This is a genomic window from Streptomyces acidiscabies, assembly GCF_020010905.1.
GTDB classification, from domain to species: Bacteria; Actinomycetota; Actinomycetes; order Streptomycetales; family Streptomycetaceae; genus Streptomyces; species Streptomyces acidiscabies.
Map to the genome: position 1 here is coordinate 1,241,984 of NZ_JAGJBY010000001.1, position 15,331 is coordinate 1,257,314.

At 72.9% G+C, this 15,331-nt stretch carries 13 protein-coding genes; 9 read left to right on the plus strand and 4 right to left on the minus strand.

The features are described 5' to 3' along the window. Nucleotides 1-5: 5 nt before the first annotated feature. The 4 genes from J8M50_RS06045 (at nt 6) to J8M50_RS06060 (ending at nt 4,180) form a co-directional block, all read left to right on the plus strand. Complete coding sequence (locus J8M50_RS06045) at nt 6-1,199, plus strand: amidohydrolase family protein (protein WP_010357812.1); 1,194 nt, start codon at nt 6-8, stop codon at nt 1,197-1,199. 5 nt (nt 1,200-1,204) lie between these two features. Continuing rightward, entirely contained in the window at nt 1,205-2,335 is a 1,131-nt protein-coding gene (locus J8M50_RS06050) for an acyl-CoA dehydrogenase family protein (protein ID WP_010357813.1), read from the plus strand. A 13-nt stretch (nt 2,336-2,348) separates the two neighbouring features. Further along, nucleotides 2,349-3,242: an acyl-CoA dehydrogenase family protein gene (locus J8M50_RS06055; protein WP_010357814.1), complete on the plus strand. Its 894-nt coding sequence runs from the start codon at nt 2,349-2,351 to the stop codon at nt 3,240-3,242. Nucleotides 3,243-3,700: 458 nt separating this feature from the next. After that, nucleotides 3,701-4,180, plus strand: coding sequence for an ATP-binding protein (locus J8M50_RS06060; RefSeq protein ID WP_010357815.1), 480 nt, complete (start codon nt 3,701-3,703; stop codon nt 4,178-4,180). A 348-nt stretch (nt 4,181-4,528) separates the two neighbouring features. Here the strand turns inward: J8M50_RS06060 and J8M50_RS06065 are convergent, their stop codons facing one another. Continuing rightward, complete coding sequence (locus J8M50_RS06065; protein WP_010357816.1) at nt 4,529-5,455, minus strand: cyclase family protein; 927 nt, start codon at nt 5,453-5,455, stop codon at nt 4,529-4,531. A gap of 84 nt (nt 5,456-5,539) precedes the next feature. Here J8M50_RS06065 and J8M50_RS06070 point away from each other — a divergent pair, with 84 nt between their 5' ends. The 3 genes from J8M50_RS06070 to J8M50_RS06080 are packed head-to-tail and all read left to right on the plus strand — an operon-like array spanning nt 5,540 to nt 8,647. Continuing rightward, nucleotides 5,540-6,451, plus strand: a complete 912-nt coding sequence (locus J8M50_RS06070; RefSeq protein ID WP_010357817.1) for an SDR family NAD(P)-dependent oxidoreductase — start codon at nt 5,540-5,542, stop codon at nt 6,449-6,451. A gap of 10 nt (nt 6,452-6,461) precedes the next feature. After that, a complete protein-coding gene (locus tag J8M50_RS06075) occupies nt 6,462-7,601 on the plus strand; it encodes an acyl-CoA dehydrogenase family protein (protein ID WP_010357818.1) in 1,140 nt (379 codons plus the stop codon). Then, nucleotides 7,598-8,647 (plus strand): Zn-dependent alcohol dehydrogenase, encoded by a 1,050-nt coding sequence (locus tag J8M50_RS06080; RefSeq protein ID WP_010357819.1) that lies wholly within the window; start codon nt 7,598-7,600, stop codon nt 8,645-8,647. Before J8M50_RS06075 ends, J8M50_RS06080 begins: the two co-directional genes overlap by 4 nt. 1,272 nt (nt 8,648-9,919) lie before the next feature. Here J8M50_RS06080 and J8M50_RS06090 read toward each other — a convergent pair. Next, nucleotides 9,920-10,975: a GlxA family transcriptional regulator gene (locus J8M50_RS06090; protein WP_010357821.1), complete on the minus strand. Its 1,056-nt coding sequence runs from the start codon at nt 10,973-10,975 to the stop codon at nt 9,920-9,922. Nucleotides 10,976-11,529: 554 nt separating this feature from the next. On the opposite strand from J8M50_RS06090, the gene J8M50_RS06095 reads away from it, so the two are divergent. Further along, nucleotides 11,530-12,768, plus strand: coding sequence for an MFS transporter (locus J8M50_RS06095; protein WP_075661518.1), 1,239 nt, complete (start codon nt 11,530-11,532; stop codon nt 12,766-12,768). A 70-nt stretch (nt 12,769-12,838) separates the two neighbouring features. Here the strand turns inward: J8M50_RS06095 and J8M50_RS06100 are convergent, their stop codons facing one another. Next, nucleotides 12,839-13,447, minus strand: coding sequence for a flavin reductase family protein (locus J8M50_RS06100; protein ID WP_010357823.1), 609 nt, complete (start codon nt 13,445-13,447; stop codon nt 12,839-12,841). Nucleotides 13,448-13,530: 83 nt separating this feature from the next. Between J8M50_RS06100 and J8M50_RS06105 the strand changes: the two genes are divergently transcribed. Beyond that, nucleotides 13,531-14,466 (plus strand): hypothetical protein, encoded by a 936-nt coding sequence (locus J8M50_RS06105; protein ID WP_029184380.1) that lies wholly within the window; start codon nt 13,531-13,533, stop codon nt 14,464-14,466. Here J8M50_RS06105 and J8M50_RS06110 read toward each other — a convergent pair. Then, nucleotides 14,453-15,202 carry an enoyl-CoA hydratase/isomerase family protein gene (locus tag J8M50_RS06110; protein ID WP_050987358.1) on the minus strand — a complete coding sequence of 250 codons (750 nt, stop codon included), beginning with the start codon at nt 15,200-15,202 and terminating at the stop codon, nt 14,453-14,455. The two genes, J8M50_RS06105 and J8M50_RS06110, sit on opposite strands and share 14 nt — an antisense overlap. Nucleotides 15,203-15,331: the final 129 nt, after the last annotated feature.

Consider the following 15,331-nt stretch of genomic DNA (forward strand, 5'->3'; position numbering starts at 1 on the left):
GCCTCATGGGCGAGCTGCCGCGCATCGTCAGCGTCGACGACCACGTGATCGAGCCGGCGCACCTCTTCGAGACCTGGCTGCCGGCGAAGTACCGGGAGCACGGGCCGAAGCCGCTGACCGCCGGGATCGGTGAACTGGCCTACATCGGCGGCAAGTACCAGATCACGATGGACCCGGACGGGCCGCCCGCCGACTGGTGGATCTACGAGGGCCTCAAATTCCCCTACAAGCGCGTCATCGCCGCCGTCGGCTTCGACCGCGACGACATGACCCTGGAGGGCATCACACGCGCGGAGATGCGCCCCGGCTGCTACGACCCGGTCGAGCGGCTCAAGGACATGGACCTCAACCACGTCGAGGCGAGCCTGTGCTTCCCGTCCTTCCCGCGCTTCTGCGGGCAGACCTTCGCGGAGGCGCAGGACAAGGACGTCGCCCTCGCGTGCGTGCGCGCCTACAACGACTGGATGGTCGAGGAGTGGTGCGGCGGCAGTGGCGGACGGCTCATCCCGCTCTGCCTGATCCCCCTGTGGGACATCGGCCTCGCCGTCGAGGAGATCCGGCGCAACGCCGCGCGCGGGGTGCGCGCCGTGACGTTCTCCGAGATCCCCACCCACCTCGGCCTGCCGTCCATCCACTCCGGCTACTGGGACCCCTTCTTCGCGGCCTGCCAGGACACCGGGACGGTCGTCAACATGCACATCGGCTCGTCCTCCCAGATGCCCGCCGCCTCCCCCGACGCGCCGCCGGCCGTCCAGGCGGCCCTGTCGTTCAACAACGCCATGGCGTCGATGATGGACTTCCTCTTCAGCGGCGTCCTGGTGCGCTTCCCGCGCCTCAAACTCGCCTACTCCGAGGGGCAGATGGGCTGGATCCCGTACGCCCTGGAGCGCGCCGACGACGTCTGGGAGGAACACCGCGCGTGGGGCGGCGTCCGCGACCTGGTCCCCGAACCGCCGTCGACGTACTACTACCGGCAGATCTTCTGCTGCTTCTTCCGCGACAAGCACGGCGTCGCCTCCATCGACGTCGTCGGCCGCGACAACGCCACCTTCGAGACGGACTACCCGCACGTCGACTCGACGTTCCCGCACACCAAACAGATCGCCCTGGAGCACGTCGAGGGACTCGACGAGGAGACGACCTACAAGCTGATGCGCGGCAACGCGATCCGCATGCTCGACCTGGACCTCGACAAGTAGCGCGCATGGACCTCGCGTACACGCCCGAGGAGGAGGAGTTCCGCGCGCGCCTGCGCGCGTGGCTGACGGAAACGCTGCCCCTGCTGCCGCCGAAGCCGTCGCCGGACGACTGGCCCGCGCGGCGCGCGTACGACCTCGGCTGGCAGCGCAGGCTGTACGACGCCGGCTACGCGCACGTGCACTGGGACGCCTCCCCGACGGTCCGCCTGATCTTCCTGGAGGAGACCGAGCGGGCCGGCGCCCCCTACGTGGGCGCGGGCTTCGTGGGCCTCCTGCACGCGGGCCCGACGATCGCCGCCGAGGGCACGGCCGAGCAGCGGGAACGCTGGCTGGAGCCGATCCTGCGCGGCGAGGAGGTCTGGTGCCAGGGGTTCAGCGAACCGGACGCCGGCTCCGACCTCGCCTCCCTGCGCACGCGTGCGCGGCGCGACGGCGACGTCTACCGGGTCACCGGCTCCAAGATCTGGATGTCCCACGCGGAGGTCGCCGACTGGTGCGAACTCCTCGTGCGCACCGACCCGGACGCCCCCAAGCACCGGGGCATCACCTGGCTCGCGATGCCGATGGACGCGCCGGGCATCACCGTACGGCCGCTGCGCACGCTCGCCGGGTCCGCCGAGTTCGCCGAGGTGTTCCTCGACGACGTGCCGGTGCCGGTCGCGAACCGGGTCGGCGACGAGAACGACGGCTGGCGCGTCACGATGGTCACGCTCTCCTTCGAGCGTGGCACCGCCTTCGCCGGCGAGGTGGTCGCCTGTCGCCGTGTGCTGGCCGAACTCGCCCGCGAGGCCCTGGCGGTCGGCCGCTGGGACGATCCGGCCCTACGGCGCCGTCTGGGCCGCCTGGACGCCGAGCTGCGGGCGCTGTGGCGGCTCGTCCAGTGGAACGTCTCGGAGGCGACCGCGAACGGCGTGCCCGGGGTGGGGGGCTCGGTCTTCAAGCTGCGCTTCTCGCACGCGCGCCAGGAGCTGTACGACGCCGCCGCCGAGGTGCTGGGCGACGGGGCGCTGGATCTGGACCGGCCGTGGGTGCTGGAGCGGCTGTCGTCGCTGTCGTACACGATCGCGGCGGGGACGTCGCAGATCCAGCGGACGATCGTGGCGGAACGGGTGCTGGGGCTGCCCAAGGGGCGCTGACGGGGAGGGACTTGTGAGATTCCGGCTGACCGACGATCAGCGTGCCCTGCGCGCGGGCGTGCGTGAGGTGCTCGACCGGCGCTTCGGGCCCGACGCGCTGCGGGCCGCCGTGGGGAAACCCGTGCTGGACCGGGGGCTGTGGCGGGCCCTGGGGGAGGCCGGTTTCTTCGCGCTGCGGCTGCCCGAGGCGGACGGCGGGGTCGGACTCGGGCTGCCGGAGGCGGTGCTGGCGTTCGAGGAGGCCGGACGGGCGCTGCTGCCGGGGCCGTTGGTGGCGACGCACCTTGCGGCGGGGGTGGTGCCGGGGGCGGCGGAGGGGGAGACCGTCGTCGCGATGGTCGACGGGGGGATCGTGGAGTGGTGGGCGGAGGCGGATGTCGTGGTCGGGGAGGGCGGTGCGATCGGGGTGGGGGAGGCTGTCGCGATGCGGTCGGTCGACCCGCTGACGCCGCTGCACCGCGTTCCCGTCGCCGCCCCGCGCGCGGGTGACCCGGTCGCCGTTCTCCTCACCGCCGCCGAGCAGCTCGGCACCGCCGTGCGCGCCTGCGAGCTGGCCGTCGACCACGCGCGTACGCGCGAGCAGTTCGGGCGTCCCATCGGCGCGTTCCAGGCCGTGCAGCACCTGTGCGCCGAGGCGCTGGTGCGCGTGGAGGTCGCGCGCGCGGCGGTGTACGCGGCGTCGGTCACCGGGGACGCCGTCGACATCGCGTGCGCGCGGGTGCTCGCCGACGAGGCCGCCGTACAGGGCGCGCGGGACTGCCTCCAGGTGTTCGGCGGGATGGGGTTCACCTGGGAGGCGGACGTACATCTGTTGCTCAAGCGCGCGTGGGTGCGGGCGAGGCGGGCGGGAGGGGCGCGCGAGAGCGAGGAACTCCTCGCGCGGGAGCTGCTCTCCGGGGCCGGCTGACACCGCCGTGGCCTGCGGGGACGGTGCTGCGCGCGGGGGCGCGGTGTACGGATGTCGACGATTGTGGCAACGGGCGATGACGGTGTGTCGATACCTGGTTGTGTCCCGCACGTGACCCGTCACGGTGTGGAGTCGGGGATCCGCTCCGGTACCTTCGGGGGATGCGAGTGGTTCCGGGTGTGAGCCGCCCCGGTGTCGCCTGTCCGACTTCCGCAGAGGGGGGTCGCACAGTATGCCGCACGGGTACTCCTTCACGCTGGAATATGCCCGAAGCGCTCGTCGGGGTGACGGAACGTCGATCAAGCTGTTCTGCAAGGGATTCACGTTCTGTCACGATGCCTCGGGCCGTTGCCGGGGGCGCGCGGGAAATGGCTACGATCGTGGCCCTCGTCGTCATGGTGGGCACGTCGCCGTCGTGGCGCGCGGGGCTGTGTCCGCCGGTTCGGATGGTGTGAGCGGTGCAGGTGCTTCAGACGCAGTTGGAGATCCGGCCCGACCCCGCGGAGGTGGGGCGGGCCCGCAGATGGGCGTGCGCGCGCCTGGCCGGGTCGGCGCTGGCCGACGACGACGCGCTCGCCGAGACGCTCGCGCTGATCGTCTCCGAACTGGTCACCAACGCCGTCGTGCACACCGGCCGTCCGGCCGTCCTGAGCCTCTGTCTGCCCGGTGAGGCGGTCGGCGCGGCCACGGTGCGCCTGGAGGTCGCCGACGGCAGCGAGAGGGCTCCTGTGCCCCGCTGCGCGACCGACGACGCCACCGGCGGGCGCGGCCTCGCCCTCGTCGACGGGCTCGCCGACCGCTGGGGGTGGGCCGCCGAGGGGGCCGGCAAACGAATCTGGTGCGAACTCGACCGTCCCGCGCAGGCACAGGGGCACGTCGCGGCGGAGTGCGGGCGGGCGCTGGGGATCTTCGAGGGGCTGGCCTACGGCGCCGTGTGACCCGCGTGCGCGTACGTGTGCCCGATCCGCACGGCGAGGGCCGGGCGGTGCGCCCGGCCGTGCTTCCGTGCGCGCCCGGCGCGAAGCGAGCGTACAACCACAAAACCCTGAGAGGGTGTTGACGTGACGTGTCCGTTTGATCACGCTTGTGGTCAGCGATTCGCCGCGAGGGGACGGCGAGGGCTTCGGTGACGGAAGTCCTCGGCGAGTGTGGGTCGTTGATTCGGCGTCGGTTCCCTCTCGGGGCGAGGGGACGCAGGGCGGGCGCGCCGAGTCCGGACGGCGGTGCGCGGTGCCGTGCTCGGGGCGGGCGCGGCGTGCCGCCGTCCGGTGCGTACGGGAGAGCGCTCAGAGGACCGCGACGGGCGCCACGGGTGTGCCGGTCGCGCCGACGAACGGTTCCGGCATCGCCGACAGCAGGAACGCGTACCGCCCGGTTTCTCCACAGGCTGTGGACAACTCTTCCAGATTCCAGTTCTGCCCCTGGAGCATCCCCATCTCGACCAGGTCGAGCGCGTGCACCGGCAGCCACAGGTCCTCGATCTCCGGCGGGAAGATCTCGAAGGTCAGCGTGTCGTTCGCGACGGCGGCGACGTCCCGCGCGTGGAACCACTCCGGCGTCCGCACCGACAGCCCCGGCGACGGGTACGCGTACGCGTGCCGGTCCCCGCCGAGATACACCCGCACCTGCCCGGTCCGTACGAGGACGACGTCCCCCGCGCGCACGCGCACCTTGCCGAACTCCTCGGCCGCCGCCAGGTCCTGAGGCGTGACCGCGTGTCCGCCGTCCAGCTTCTCGACGCCCCGCGCGCGGGCGACGTCGAGCAGCACGCCCCGTGAGACGACGTGCCGCGCGGTGGCGATGCCGCTGAAGGCCGCGCCCGCGTGCGCGGTGATCGTGCCCGCCGGGCGCCCGTTGTAGATCCGCCCCGAGTGCGAGACGTGCGTCAGCGCGTCCCAGTGGGTGCCGGCCTGCAGTCCCATGGTCACCGCGTCGTCGCTGCACGCCACCGTGCCGGGGCCGAAGATCTCCTGGTTGATCTGCGTCATCGCGTGCAGCGGGTTGACGCGCCCGGGGATCGCCCCGGTCTGCACGCCGTCCTCCTTGAGGGGCAGCGCGAGCGGCACCCGGCGCCCGTCGCGCACCTCGGCGGCGGCCCGCCGTACGACGTCGCCGGTGATCAGGTTGAGCGTGCCGATCTCGTCGTCCGCGCCCCAACGCCCCCAGTTGTTCACGCGTTTGGCGATCTCGTGGAACTCCTCCGGCAGTGTCATCCGGTGCCTCCCGGGGCTTGTCCTCGGCGGTTGGCCGCGCCATAAAATCTAACGGTCCGTCAGAAACCGTGGAAGGGGCGGGTCGTGGGGAACTTCTTGGCCGACAAGGTCGTCGCCGTCACCGGCGCGGGACGGGGGATCGGACGGGCCGTCGCGCTGGCCGCCGCGCGCGAGGGCGCGCGGGTCGTCGTCAACGACTACGGCGTGGCTGTGGACGGCGCCTCACCCACGAGCGAGGTCGCCGAGGGCGTCGTCAAAGAGATCACCGCCGCCGGAGGGGAGGCCGTCGCCGTCGCCGACGACATCTCGACGATGGCCGGCGGGCAACGGGTCGTCGACGTCGCCGTGGAGACGTACGGGCGGCTCGACGGGATCGTCTGCGTCGCCGGGATCCTGCGCGAGCGCATGTTGTTCAACATGACCGAGGACGAGTGGGACCCGGTCGTCGCGACGCACCTCAAGGGCACGTTCACGGCGTTCAGGGCCGCCTCCGCCGTGATGCGCCGACAGGGCTCCGGGTCGCTCATCGGGTTCACCAGCGGCAACCACCAGGGCTCCGTCTCGCAGGCCAACTACAGCGCCGCGAAGGGCGGGATCATCTCGCTGGTGCGCAGCGCGGCCCTCGGGCTGCACAAGTACGGCGTGATCGCGAACGCCGTCGCGCCCGTCGCCCGGACCCGGATGTCGGCCGGGGTGCCGATGGAACTCGCGGAGATGGGCGAACCCGAGGACGTCGCCGCGATGGTGATTTTCCTTTTGTCCAACCGGGCGCGCGACCTGTGGATAACTGGACAGGTCTATACGGTCGCCGGTGCCAAGATTGCGGTGTGGGCGCAGCCGAAAGAAGTGCGGGCGGCGTTCTCGCAAGGCGGCTGGACACCGGAGCGGATCGCCGAGGTGCTGCCGGGGAGTGTCGGGACGGAACCGATGCCCCTGCTGGAGAAATTGGCGGAGATGAGGAAAGCGGCGGCGGAGGGAAACCGTCCCAACGCGTGAGGAGGGGATCGTGGATTTCGAATTCGGTGCCGACGACTTCCGTACCGAGGTGCGCGCCTGGCTCGTCGCGCACGTCCCGTCGGCCGTGGACCGGCGCTCCTGGGAGCGCACGCTCGGCGCCGCCGGGCGGATCGGGATCGGCTGGGGCGAGGGCGGGTACGGCAACCGGCCCGAGCCTCTGACGAGGCAGGTCGTGTGGGCCGAGGAGTACGCGCGCTCGGGCGCTCCCGCGCGCTCCGGGCACATCGGGGAGAACCTCCTCGCGCCCACGCTCCTCGCGCACGGAACTCCCGCGCAGAAAGCCAGATTCCTGCCCCCGATCGCGGCCGGCGAGGAATTGTGGTGCCAGGGCTACAGCGAACCCGGCGCGGGATCCGACCTCGCCGGAATCCGCACCCGCGCCGAATCCTGCGCGGGCGGATATCGCATCACCGGCCAGAAGATCTGGACCTCCCTCGCGCACGACGCCGACTGGTGTTTCGTCCTCGCCCGCAGCGACCCGGAATCCGCGCGCCATAAAGGGCTCACCTTTCTCCTGGTCCCCATGGACCAGCCGGGCCGGATCGACGTACGGCCCATTCGCCAGATGACCGGCACCAGCGAGTTCAACGAAGTGTTCTTCGACGGGGCGTTCGCCGCCGGGGAACACGTCGTCGGGGCCGCCGGCGACGGCTGGCGGGTCGCGATGAGCCTGCTCGGCTTCGAGCGGGGCGTCTCCACGCTCGCCCAGCAGATCGGGTTCGCCGAGGAGCTGGGGCGGGTCCTGGAGACGGCGGCGCGGACGGGGGCCGACGCCGATCCCGTCGTCCGCGAACGGCTGGTGCGCGCGTGGGCCGAGCTGCGGGTCATGCGGTGGAACGCGCTGCGGACGCTGGGCGGCGCGCAGGAGGCGGGCGCCACCAGCGTCGCCAAGCTGCTGTGGGGCGGCTGGCACCAGCGGCTCGGGGAGCTGGGGGTGCTGGTGCGGGGGGCCGGGGCCGCCGTCGGGCCCGGCGCGTGGGCGCCCGAGGCGCCGTACGAACTGGACGAAGGACAGCGGGAGTTCCTGTTCTCGCGGGCCGACACGATCTACGGCGGCTCCGACGAGGTGCAGCGCACGATCATCGCCGAGCGGGTGCTCGGTCTGCCGAAGAGGGGAGCGGTGCGATGAGGGGTGTCGTGTTCGACGGGAGCCGAGTCGAGGTCGTGCGGGACCTCGACGTACGGGAGCCGGGGCCGGGGGAGGTGCTGGTCGCGATCTCCGCCGCGGGACTGTGCCACAGCGACCTGTCCGTCGTCGACGGCACGATCCCCTTCCCCGTGCCGGTCGTCCTCGGGCACGAGGGCGCCGGGGTCGTCGAGGCCGTCGGCGCGGGGGTGACGCACGTGGCGCCCGGCGACCACGTCGCGCTGTCGACGCTGGCCAACTGCGGGGCGTGCGCGGAGTGCGACCGGGGCCGCCCGACGATGTGCCGGCACTCCATCGGCCGCCCGAAACGCCCCTTCACGCGCGCGGGCACGCCGGTCCACCAGTTCGCCGCGAACTCGGCCTTCGCCGAACGCACCGTCGTCAAGGCCGTCCAGGCGGTCCGCATCCCCAAGGACGTCCCCCTCACCTCGGCCGCCCTCATCGGCTGCGGCGTCCTGACCGGCGTAGGAGCTGTCCTCAACCGCGCCCGCGTAGACCGGGGCGACCGCGTCGTGGTCATCGGCACCGGCGGCATCGGCCTCAACGTCCTCCAGGGCGCCCGCATAGCCGGCGCCCTGCGGATCGTCGCGGTCGACACGAACCCGGCGAAGGAGGAGACGGCCCGTACCTTCGGCGCGACGGACTTCGTGACCTCGACGGAAGCGGTGCGGGACCTTCTCCCTGGCGGCGCCGACCACGTCTTCGAATGCGTGGGCCGCACCACCCTGGTCCGAGCCGCGATCGACCTCCTGGACCGCCACGGCCAGGCGATCCTCCTGGGCACTCCGCCCCCCACGGCCGAGGCGTCCTTCCCGGTCACCTCCCTCTTCCTGGACAAGTCCATCCTGGGCTGCCGCTACGGCTCCTCCCGCCCCCAGCGCGACATCCCCCTCTACACGGACCTGTACCGCTCCGGCCACCTCCTGCTGGACGAACTGGTCACCCGGACCTACCCGATCGAGGACTTCGAGAAGGCGCGGGTGGACGCGGAGGAGGGGAGGGTGGCTCGGGCGGTGCTGACGTTCTGAAGAAGGCTTGTACGGCCGTCGACACAGGCGTTGACATGCGCACACTCGGAGTTATCCACAGGCCGGGAAAAATTACGGAGCGTTGTCAGTCCCGGCACCTACCGTTGTCGCATGAGCTACCGAGACCTCGCCACCCGACCGGTCCTGACCTGGTCCGCCGTGTCCGTCGGCGCACGGATGCCGGTGGCCATGGCGCCGCTCGCGCTGGTGTTCCTGGCGCGCGAGCGGCCCGGGGGTTACACGCTGGGTGCGGTGCTCGCGGCGGCGTTCGTGCTCGGGGAGATCGTCGGGGCGCCGGTGCTGGGGATGCGGCTGCGGGCGGAGCGGGCGCGGGCCCAGCTGGCCGCGGGGCTCGCGGGCGGGGCCGTCGGCTTCGCGGGGCTCGGCGTCCTCCCGGGCGCGCACTCCGTCGTCCTCGCCGCGTTCGCGTTCCTGGCCGGGGGCGCGCCCGCCGCCTCCGCGGGCGGACTGCGGACGCTGCTGACCGAGCTGGTCCCCGAGCGGGCCGCCGCCCAGGCGCTGTCCGCCGAGTCGATGCTGCTGTCCGGCGTGTGGGCGCTCTCCCCGGCCGCCGTCGCCGGTCTCGCGCTCGGCGTCGCCCCGGAGGTCCCGCTGCTGCTCGGGGCCGCCCTGATGGCCGCCTCGGTCGCGGGCCTGTGGCTGCTGCCGGCCGCGTGGGGCGTCGGAGGGGCGGAGCGTACGGAGGGTTCCCGCGTGCGCGTGCTGGCCGGGGCCTGGCCGGTGTACGTCACGGGCGCGGCGAGCCTGACGATGCTGGGCCTCGCCGAACTCACCCTCCCCGCCCTGCTCGAACAGCGCGGCATCGGCGTCGGCTGGTCGGGTCCGCTGCTGGCGGCGATGGCGGTCGCCGCCGGGCTCGGCGCGTTCGTGTACGGGCTGCGGAACTGGCCGGGGCTGCTGCGGACCCGCGGACTGGTCCTGACGACGGCGATGGCGGCGTGCGTGACGCTGGTCGCCCTGGCCACGCACCCGGTGGCCGTCGGGGCGGCGCTCTGCGCGGGCGGCATGTTCCAGGCGGGCGCGACGGTCACCCGCAACCTGGCCCTGCGCGACGCCCTCCCGCCGGGCGCGCTGGCCGCCGGCTACTCGGTCATGTACGCGTCGGCGGGCGCGGGGTACGCGGCGACCGGCTCCCTCGCCGGGCTCCTGCTGAAGGTGATGGAACCGTCCTCGGCGGTGCTGGCCGGGGTGGTGCTGATCCTGCTGCTGAGCGTGGTCGGGTGGGCCGGGGAGGCGTACCGCGCGGGGCGGTCAGTGCGTGGCGGTGTCGTGGTCGCGGGGGCCGCCGGGGAGGCGGGGGCTGTCGGCGGCGTCCCGGTCCCCCCGGAACGTCCGGCGATAAGCCGACGGCGTGACGCCCAGGGCGGTCTGTAGATGCTGGCGCATCGACTGGGCCGTGCCGAAGCCCGCGTCGTGGGCGATGCGGTCGATGGAGAGGTCGGTGGATTCGAGGAGGTGACGGGCGTGTTCGATGCGTTGGGAAGTGAGCCACTGGCCGGGGCTGACACCGGACTCCTCGCGGAAGCGGCGGGTGAAGGTACGGACGGACATCGCCTCCTGAGCGGCCATGTCGCGCAGCTGGATCGGCTCGTGGAGGCGGGCCAGCGCCCACGCGCGGGCGGCGGTCGTGCTGGCCTGGCGGGCGTCGGGGACGGGGCGCTCGATGTACTGGGCCTGGCCGCCGTCGCGGTACGGGGGGACGACGGTGCGGCGGGCGACCTCGTTGGCGACGGCGGCGCCGTGGTCGCGGCGCACGATGTGCAGGCACAGGTCGATCCCGGCGGCGACACCGGCCGAGGTGAGGACGTCGCCGTCGTCGATGAACAGGACGTTCGGGTCGACGGCCACGCGCGGGAAGAGCCGCTGGAGGTGCTCGGCGTCGGACCAGTGGGTCGTCGCGGGGCGCCCGTCGAGACGGCCGGCGGCGGCGAGGACGTACACGCCCGTGCAGATCGACGCGAGGCGCGCGCCGGGGCGCATGCGCGCGAGGGCGGACTCCAGCTCCGGGGTGAGCACGCCCTCCTTGAAGACCGGGCCCAGCTGGTAGGAGGCGGGGACGATCACGGTGTCGGCCTCGGCCAGCGCCTCCGGGCCGTGCTCGACCATGATTGAGAAGTCGGCGTCCGTACGGACCGGGCCCGGCGGGCGGACCGAGCAGGTGATCACCTCGTACAGGTGCCGGCCCCGCGCGTCCCTGGGGCGGCCGAAGATCCGGTGGGGGATGCCGAGTTCGAAAGGGAGGATGCCGTCGAGGGCGAGGACGACCACGTGGTGCGGGCGGAAGGCCCGTGCGCTGCCGGGGCTCATGGCCCGATCCTAGCGAACCGTGTCCTTCGGGCCAGTCGATGCGGGGGAGCGGGGGGCCGATGCTGAGTGACGTGACTCAGACAACCGAGACTTCGGCGGACGGGCCGTACGCGGCGGGGCGCTCTGTGACGGGGGCGTCCGGGGCGGGGGCTTCTGCTGCGGGGGCGTCCGTGGTGGGGACTTCTGCTGCGGGGCCGTCCGTGGCGGGGGTGCCCGCAGCCAGGTCGTCCGCGACCGGATCCCTTGCGGCCGGGCCGTCAGAAGCCGGGCCCGCTGTCGCCGGGGTGTCCGCAGCCGAGCTGTCCACGACGGGCCCCTCCACGACGGGCCCCTCCACGACGGGCCCCTCCACGACGGGCCCCTCCACGACGGGCGGCCCCTCCACGGCAGGGCTGTCCGCAGGCAGGCTCGCTGCCGCAGGGCCGTCCGCCGCCTCGTCCGCAGCCGGGCCGTCCGGAGCAGCCTCGTCCGCTGCCGGGCCGTCCGCGACTGGCCCCTCCAGCCCCGAACTCCCCGCAGCCAAACACCCGCCCGCGCCCCGCGCCAAACGCCGTATCCACCGCGCCTGGTTCGTAGCCGCCGTCACCTTCGTCACGATCATCGGCGCGGCGGCCTTCCGTTCCCTGCCGGGCCTGCTGATCGACCCCCTGCACGACGAGTTCGGCTGGTCGCGCGGGACGATCGGCGCGGCCGTGTCCGTCAACCTCGCGCTGTACGGCCTGACCGCGCCGTTCGCGGCGGCGCTGATGGACCGCTTCGGCATCCGCCGGGTCGTAGCCGTCGCGCTGACGGTGATAGCGATCGGCTCCGGACTCACCGTATGGATGACGGCGGCCTGGCAACTGATGCTGTACTGGGGTCTGTTGGTCGGCCTCGGCTCCGGCTCGATGGCGCTGGCGTTCGCGGCGACCGTCACCGACCGGTGGTTCACCGAGCGCCGCGGCCTGGTCAGCGGCATCCTCACCGCCGCGTCCGCGTCGGGCCAGCTGATCTTCCTGCCGCTGCTGTCCTGGATGGTGACCCGCTACGACTGGCGCCCGGCCGCGGTGACCGTCGCGCTCGCCGCGCTGACCGTCGTCCCCTTCGTCTGGCTGCTGCTGCGCGACCACCCGGCGGACGTCGGCATCGAGCCGTACGGCGCGAAGGCGTACGTCGAGAAGCCGCCGCCCGTCACAGGCGCGGCGCGGCGCGCGCTGACCGTGCTGTCCAAGGCGGCGCGCACGGGCCCGTTCTGGCTGCTCGCGGGCACCTTCGCGATCTGCGGCGCGTCGACCAACGGCCTGATCCAGACCCACTTCGTGCCCGCCGCGCACGACCACGGCATGCCCGTGACGGCCGCCGCCTCGCTCCTCGCGGTGATCGGCGTCTTCGACGTCGCCGGCACGATCGCCTCCGGCTGGTTCACCGACCGCTTCGACGCGCGCCGCCTCCTCGCGGTCTACTACGCGCTGCGCGGCGTCTCGCTCCTCTTCCTGCCGATGCTGCTCGCGGCGACCGTCCACCCCCCGATGATCTTCTTCATCGTCTTCTACGGCCTCGACTGGGTCGCCACCGTCCCGCCCACCCTCGCCCTGTGCCGAGAGCACTACGGCGACGACTCGGCCATCGTCTTCGGCTGGGTCCTCGCGTCCCACCAGGTCGGCGCGGCCCTGGTCGCCTTCCTCGGCGGCGTCGCGCGGGACGTCTTCGGCTCGTACGACATGGTCTGGTACGCGTCGGGAGCGCTGTGCGCGGCGGCGGCGCTGATGGCGCTGGTGATACGGCGGCGGGGGGTGACGCTCGCGATGGCGTGATCCGGCGGGCGGGCGCATGAGGAGCGGCCAAGTCGCAGGAGGCGTACGGAAGTTGGAGCCCGCCGGGGTCCTAGACGAACCGCCCCCGATGGAACAGCAGCGGCCCCCGCTCCCCGCCCATCGTCCCCAGCGCGTCCACCCTGCCCACGACGATGAGGTGGTCGCCGCCCGTGTGGACCACCTGGATCGTGCAGTCCACCCACGCGAGCGCGCCGGCGAGGCGGGGGGACCCGCTGGCGGGGGCCGCGTCGTACGGCACCCCGGCGAACTTGTCCGTGCCGCTGCGGGCGAAGGCGCGGCACAGGTCGGACTGGTCGTCCGCGAGGACGTTGACGCAGAAGACGCCGGCGCGGGCGATGCGGGGCCAGGTCGTGGAGGTGCGGGCGACCATGAACACGACGAGGGGCGGGTCGAGGGAGAGGGAGGAGAAGGACTGGCAGGCGAACCCGGCGGGGGACGCTCCTTCCATTTCCGCGGGAGCCGGTGCCGTGACAACGGTCACCCCGCTCGCGAAGTTCCCGAGCACCTGCCGGAAGACCGTCTGGTCGACCGGCGCGCCCTCGCCGTCCCGTACGCACCGCAGCTCCGGTCGCGGTCTCGACGGCCCCTCGGCCGCCCCGCCGCCCGGCAGGGCCCTCAGATAGCGGACTGCGGCAGCCGCAGCGCCTGCGTGTCCCATCACCCTCCCATTGAAGCTGACGGAGCGTCAGGTCGGAAGGGGTGGTGAACCCTTCTTTGCGCGCCCCGCATACGCTCCCCCTCATGAGGTGGGGGACCTTGCGGGCGGCCCGGCTGAGCTGGACGCCTGTCGACACGCATGTGGCTGCGGCGACGGCAGCGGCACAGATACCGGCGGCCCTCGTCGTCTGGGTGGCCCTGTCCTCGGGCCAGGACGACTACGGCATCACCCCGCCCAGCCTCGGCTGGGCCTGCGTCCTCCTGTTCGCCCCGCTGTGGGTACCGGTCACCGGCATGCTTCAGACGGCCCTGCTCGCCCGCCCCGCCGGAACGCTCGCGGCTCTCAAGGGTGGGTGGTCGTACTACCTGGGAGCTACGGCGCTCGTGAGCGCGCTGTGGGCGACGATCGCGACCCTCACCCTCAGCGCTCCTTTGTTCCCGACCGCCGCTGCCCTGACTGCGCTCGGCATCCTCCCGATGCTCGCGGTCCTGGTACTACGCCGTAGGAGCCACCCGTGGTCCGCCGGAGGCGTGTGGTGGCGCTCGGTCCCCGCCTCGGTGGCCCTGTTCGGCGTAGTACTCACGGGGGTGTTCGCGGCTGATACGGCAGGTCTAATACCTGAGTACGACCCACCCCGGCTCTCCACCGACCGCCTCACCGGCGTCTGGCGCGGCGCGGACGGCGCGGAACTGGACCTGCGTCCAGGAGGCCGCGCCGAGGCGAACGCCCTGCCCGCTCAGCGGCCCGACGGGGACTGGTCCGCCGACAAGGTCTACGACGTCTGCGACGCGACCGGCACGTGGTTCCTCGACACCGAGGGCCGCTACGACGGGTACGACGGCGAGGGCCCCGAGGAACGAGACGGTGCGGTCGTACGCCTTGAGGGGTGCGGCGCGGACACGTACTGGGTCGTCGGCGGTACGGCGGACTCACCGGAGTTGTTCGTGCTGTTCGGCGATCCCGATGCGGGCGACCTGCGCATCCTCAGGCCCGCCCGACTCGGGGTCAACGTCCCCTGAATTCAGGGCTCCTGCGTTCCACGAACGCCCGCAGTCCTTCCCGGGCGTCCGCCGTTGTCATGTTGATCTCCTGCGCGGCGGCCTCGGCGGCGAACGCGGTGGCGCGGTCGGAGTCGAGGGAGGAGTTGACGAGTTGCTTGGTGAGGGCGAGGGAACGGGTGGGAGCGGTGGCCAGCCGGGCCGCCCACTCCTGCGCCGTCTTCACCAACTCCCCGTCCGGCACGACCCTGTTGACCAGACCGAGCCGCTCGGCCTCCGGCGCCGACAGCGAATCCCCGAAGAACATCAGCTCCTTGGCGCGATGCGGCCCGATCAGCCGGGGCAGAAGATAGGCGCCGCCCGCGTCGGGAACGAGCCCCCGGCGCACGAACACCTCGATGAAACGGGCCGATTCGGCGGCGAGCACGAGATCACAGGCGAAGGCGAGATGCGCCCCCAGCCCCGCCGCCGTCCCGTTCACCGCCGCGATCACGGGTTTCTCGCAGTCGAGTACGGCGGCGACGAGCCGCTGAGCCCCCAGCCGCAGGGTCCGCGACACGTCCCCGGGCAGCACCTCTTTCGCGGGGCCGCCCCGCAGATCGGCACCCGCGCAGAAGCCGCGACCGGTGCCGGTCAGGACGACGACCCGTACGGCGGGGTCGGCCGAGGCGTCCGCCAACCGGCCGATGATGGCGTCCCGTTGGGCTGGTGTCAGGGCGTTGAGGGCCTCGGGCCGGTTGAGGGTGAGGCGGGTGATGCCGTGGTCGTCGGTGGAGTGGAGGAGGGGGGTGTCGGGGTCGGCGTGGGCTTCGGGCGAGGCGTCGGCCTCAGGCGTGGCGTCGGCTTCGGAAGCGGCGTGGGTTCTGGACGCGGCGTCGGATCCGGG

Excerpts from the sequence above, each read along its gene's own strand:
- J8M50_RS06065 (WP_010357816.1), bottom strand. The coding sequence starts at position 5,455 with ATGACACTGCCGGAGGAGTTCCACGAGATCGCCAAACGCGTGAACAAC.
- J8M50_RS06100 (WP_010357823.1), bottom strand. The coding sequence starts at position 13,447 with ATGGGACACGCAGGCGCTGCGGCTGCCGCAGTCCGCTATCTGAGGGCC.
- J8M50_RS06105 (WP_029184380.1), top strand. The coding sequence starts at position 13,531 with ATGAGGTGGGGGACCTTGCGGGCGGCCCGGCTGAGCTGGACGCCTGTC.
- J8M50_RS06090 (WP_010357821.1), bottom strand. The coding sequence starts at position 10,975 with ATGAGCCCCGGCAGCGCACGGGCCTTCCGCCCGCACCACGTGGTCGTC.
- J8M50_RS06050 (WP_010357813.1), top strand. The coding sequence starts at position 1,205 with ATGGACCTCGCGTACACGCCCGAGGAGGAGGAGTTCCGCGCGCGCCTG.
- J8M50_RS06080 (WP_010357819.1), top strand. The coding sequence starts at position 7,598 with ATGAGGGGTGTCGTGTTCGACGGGAGCCGAGTCGAGGTCGTGCGGGAC.
- J8M50_RS06045 (WP_010357812.1), top strand. The coding sequence starts at position 6 with ATGGGCGAGCTGCCGCGCATCGTCAGCGTCGACGACCACGTGATCGAG.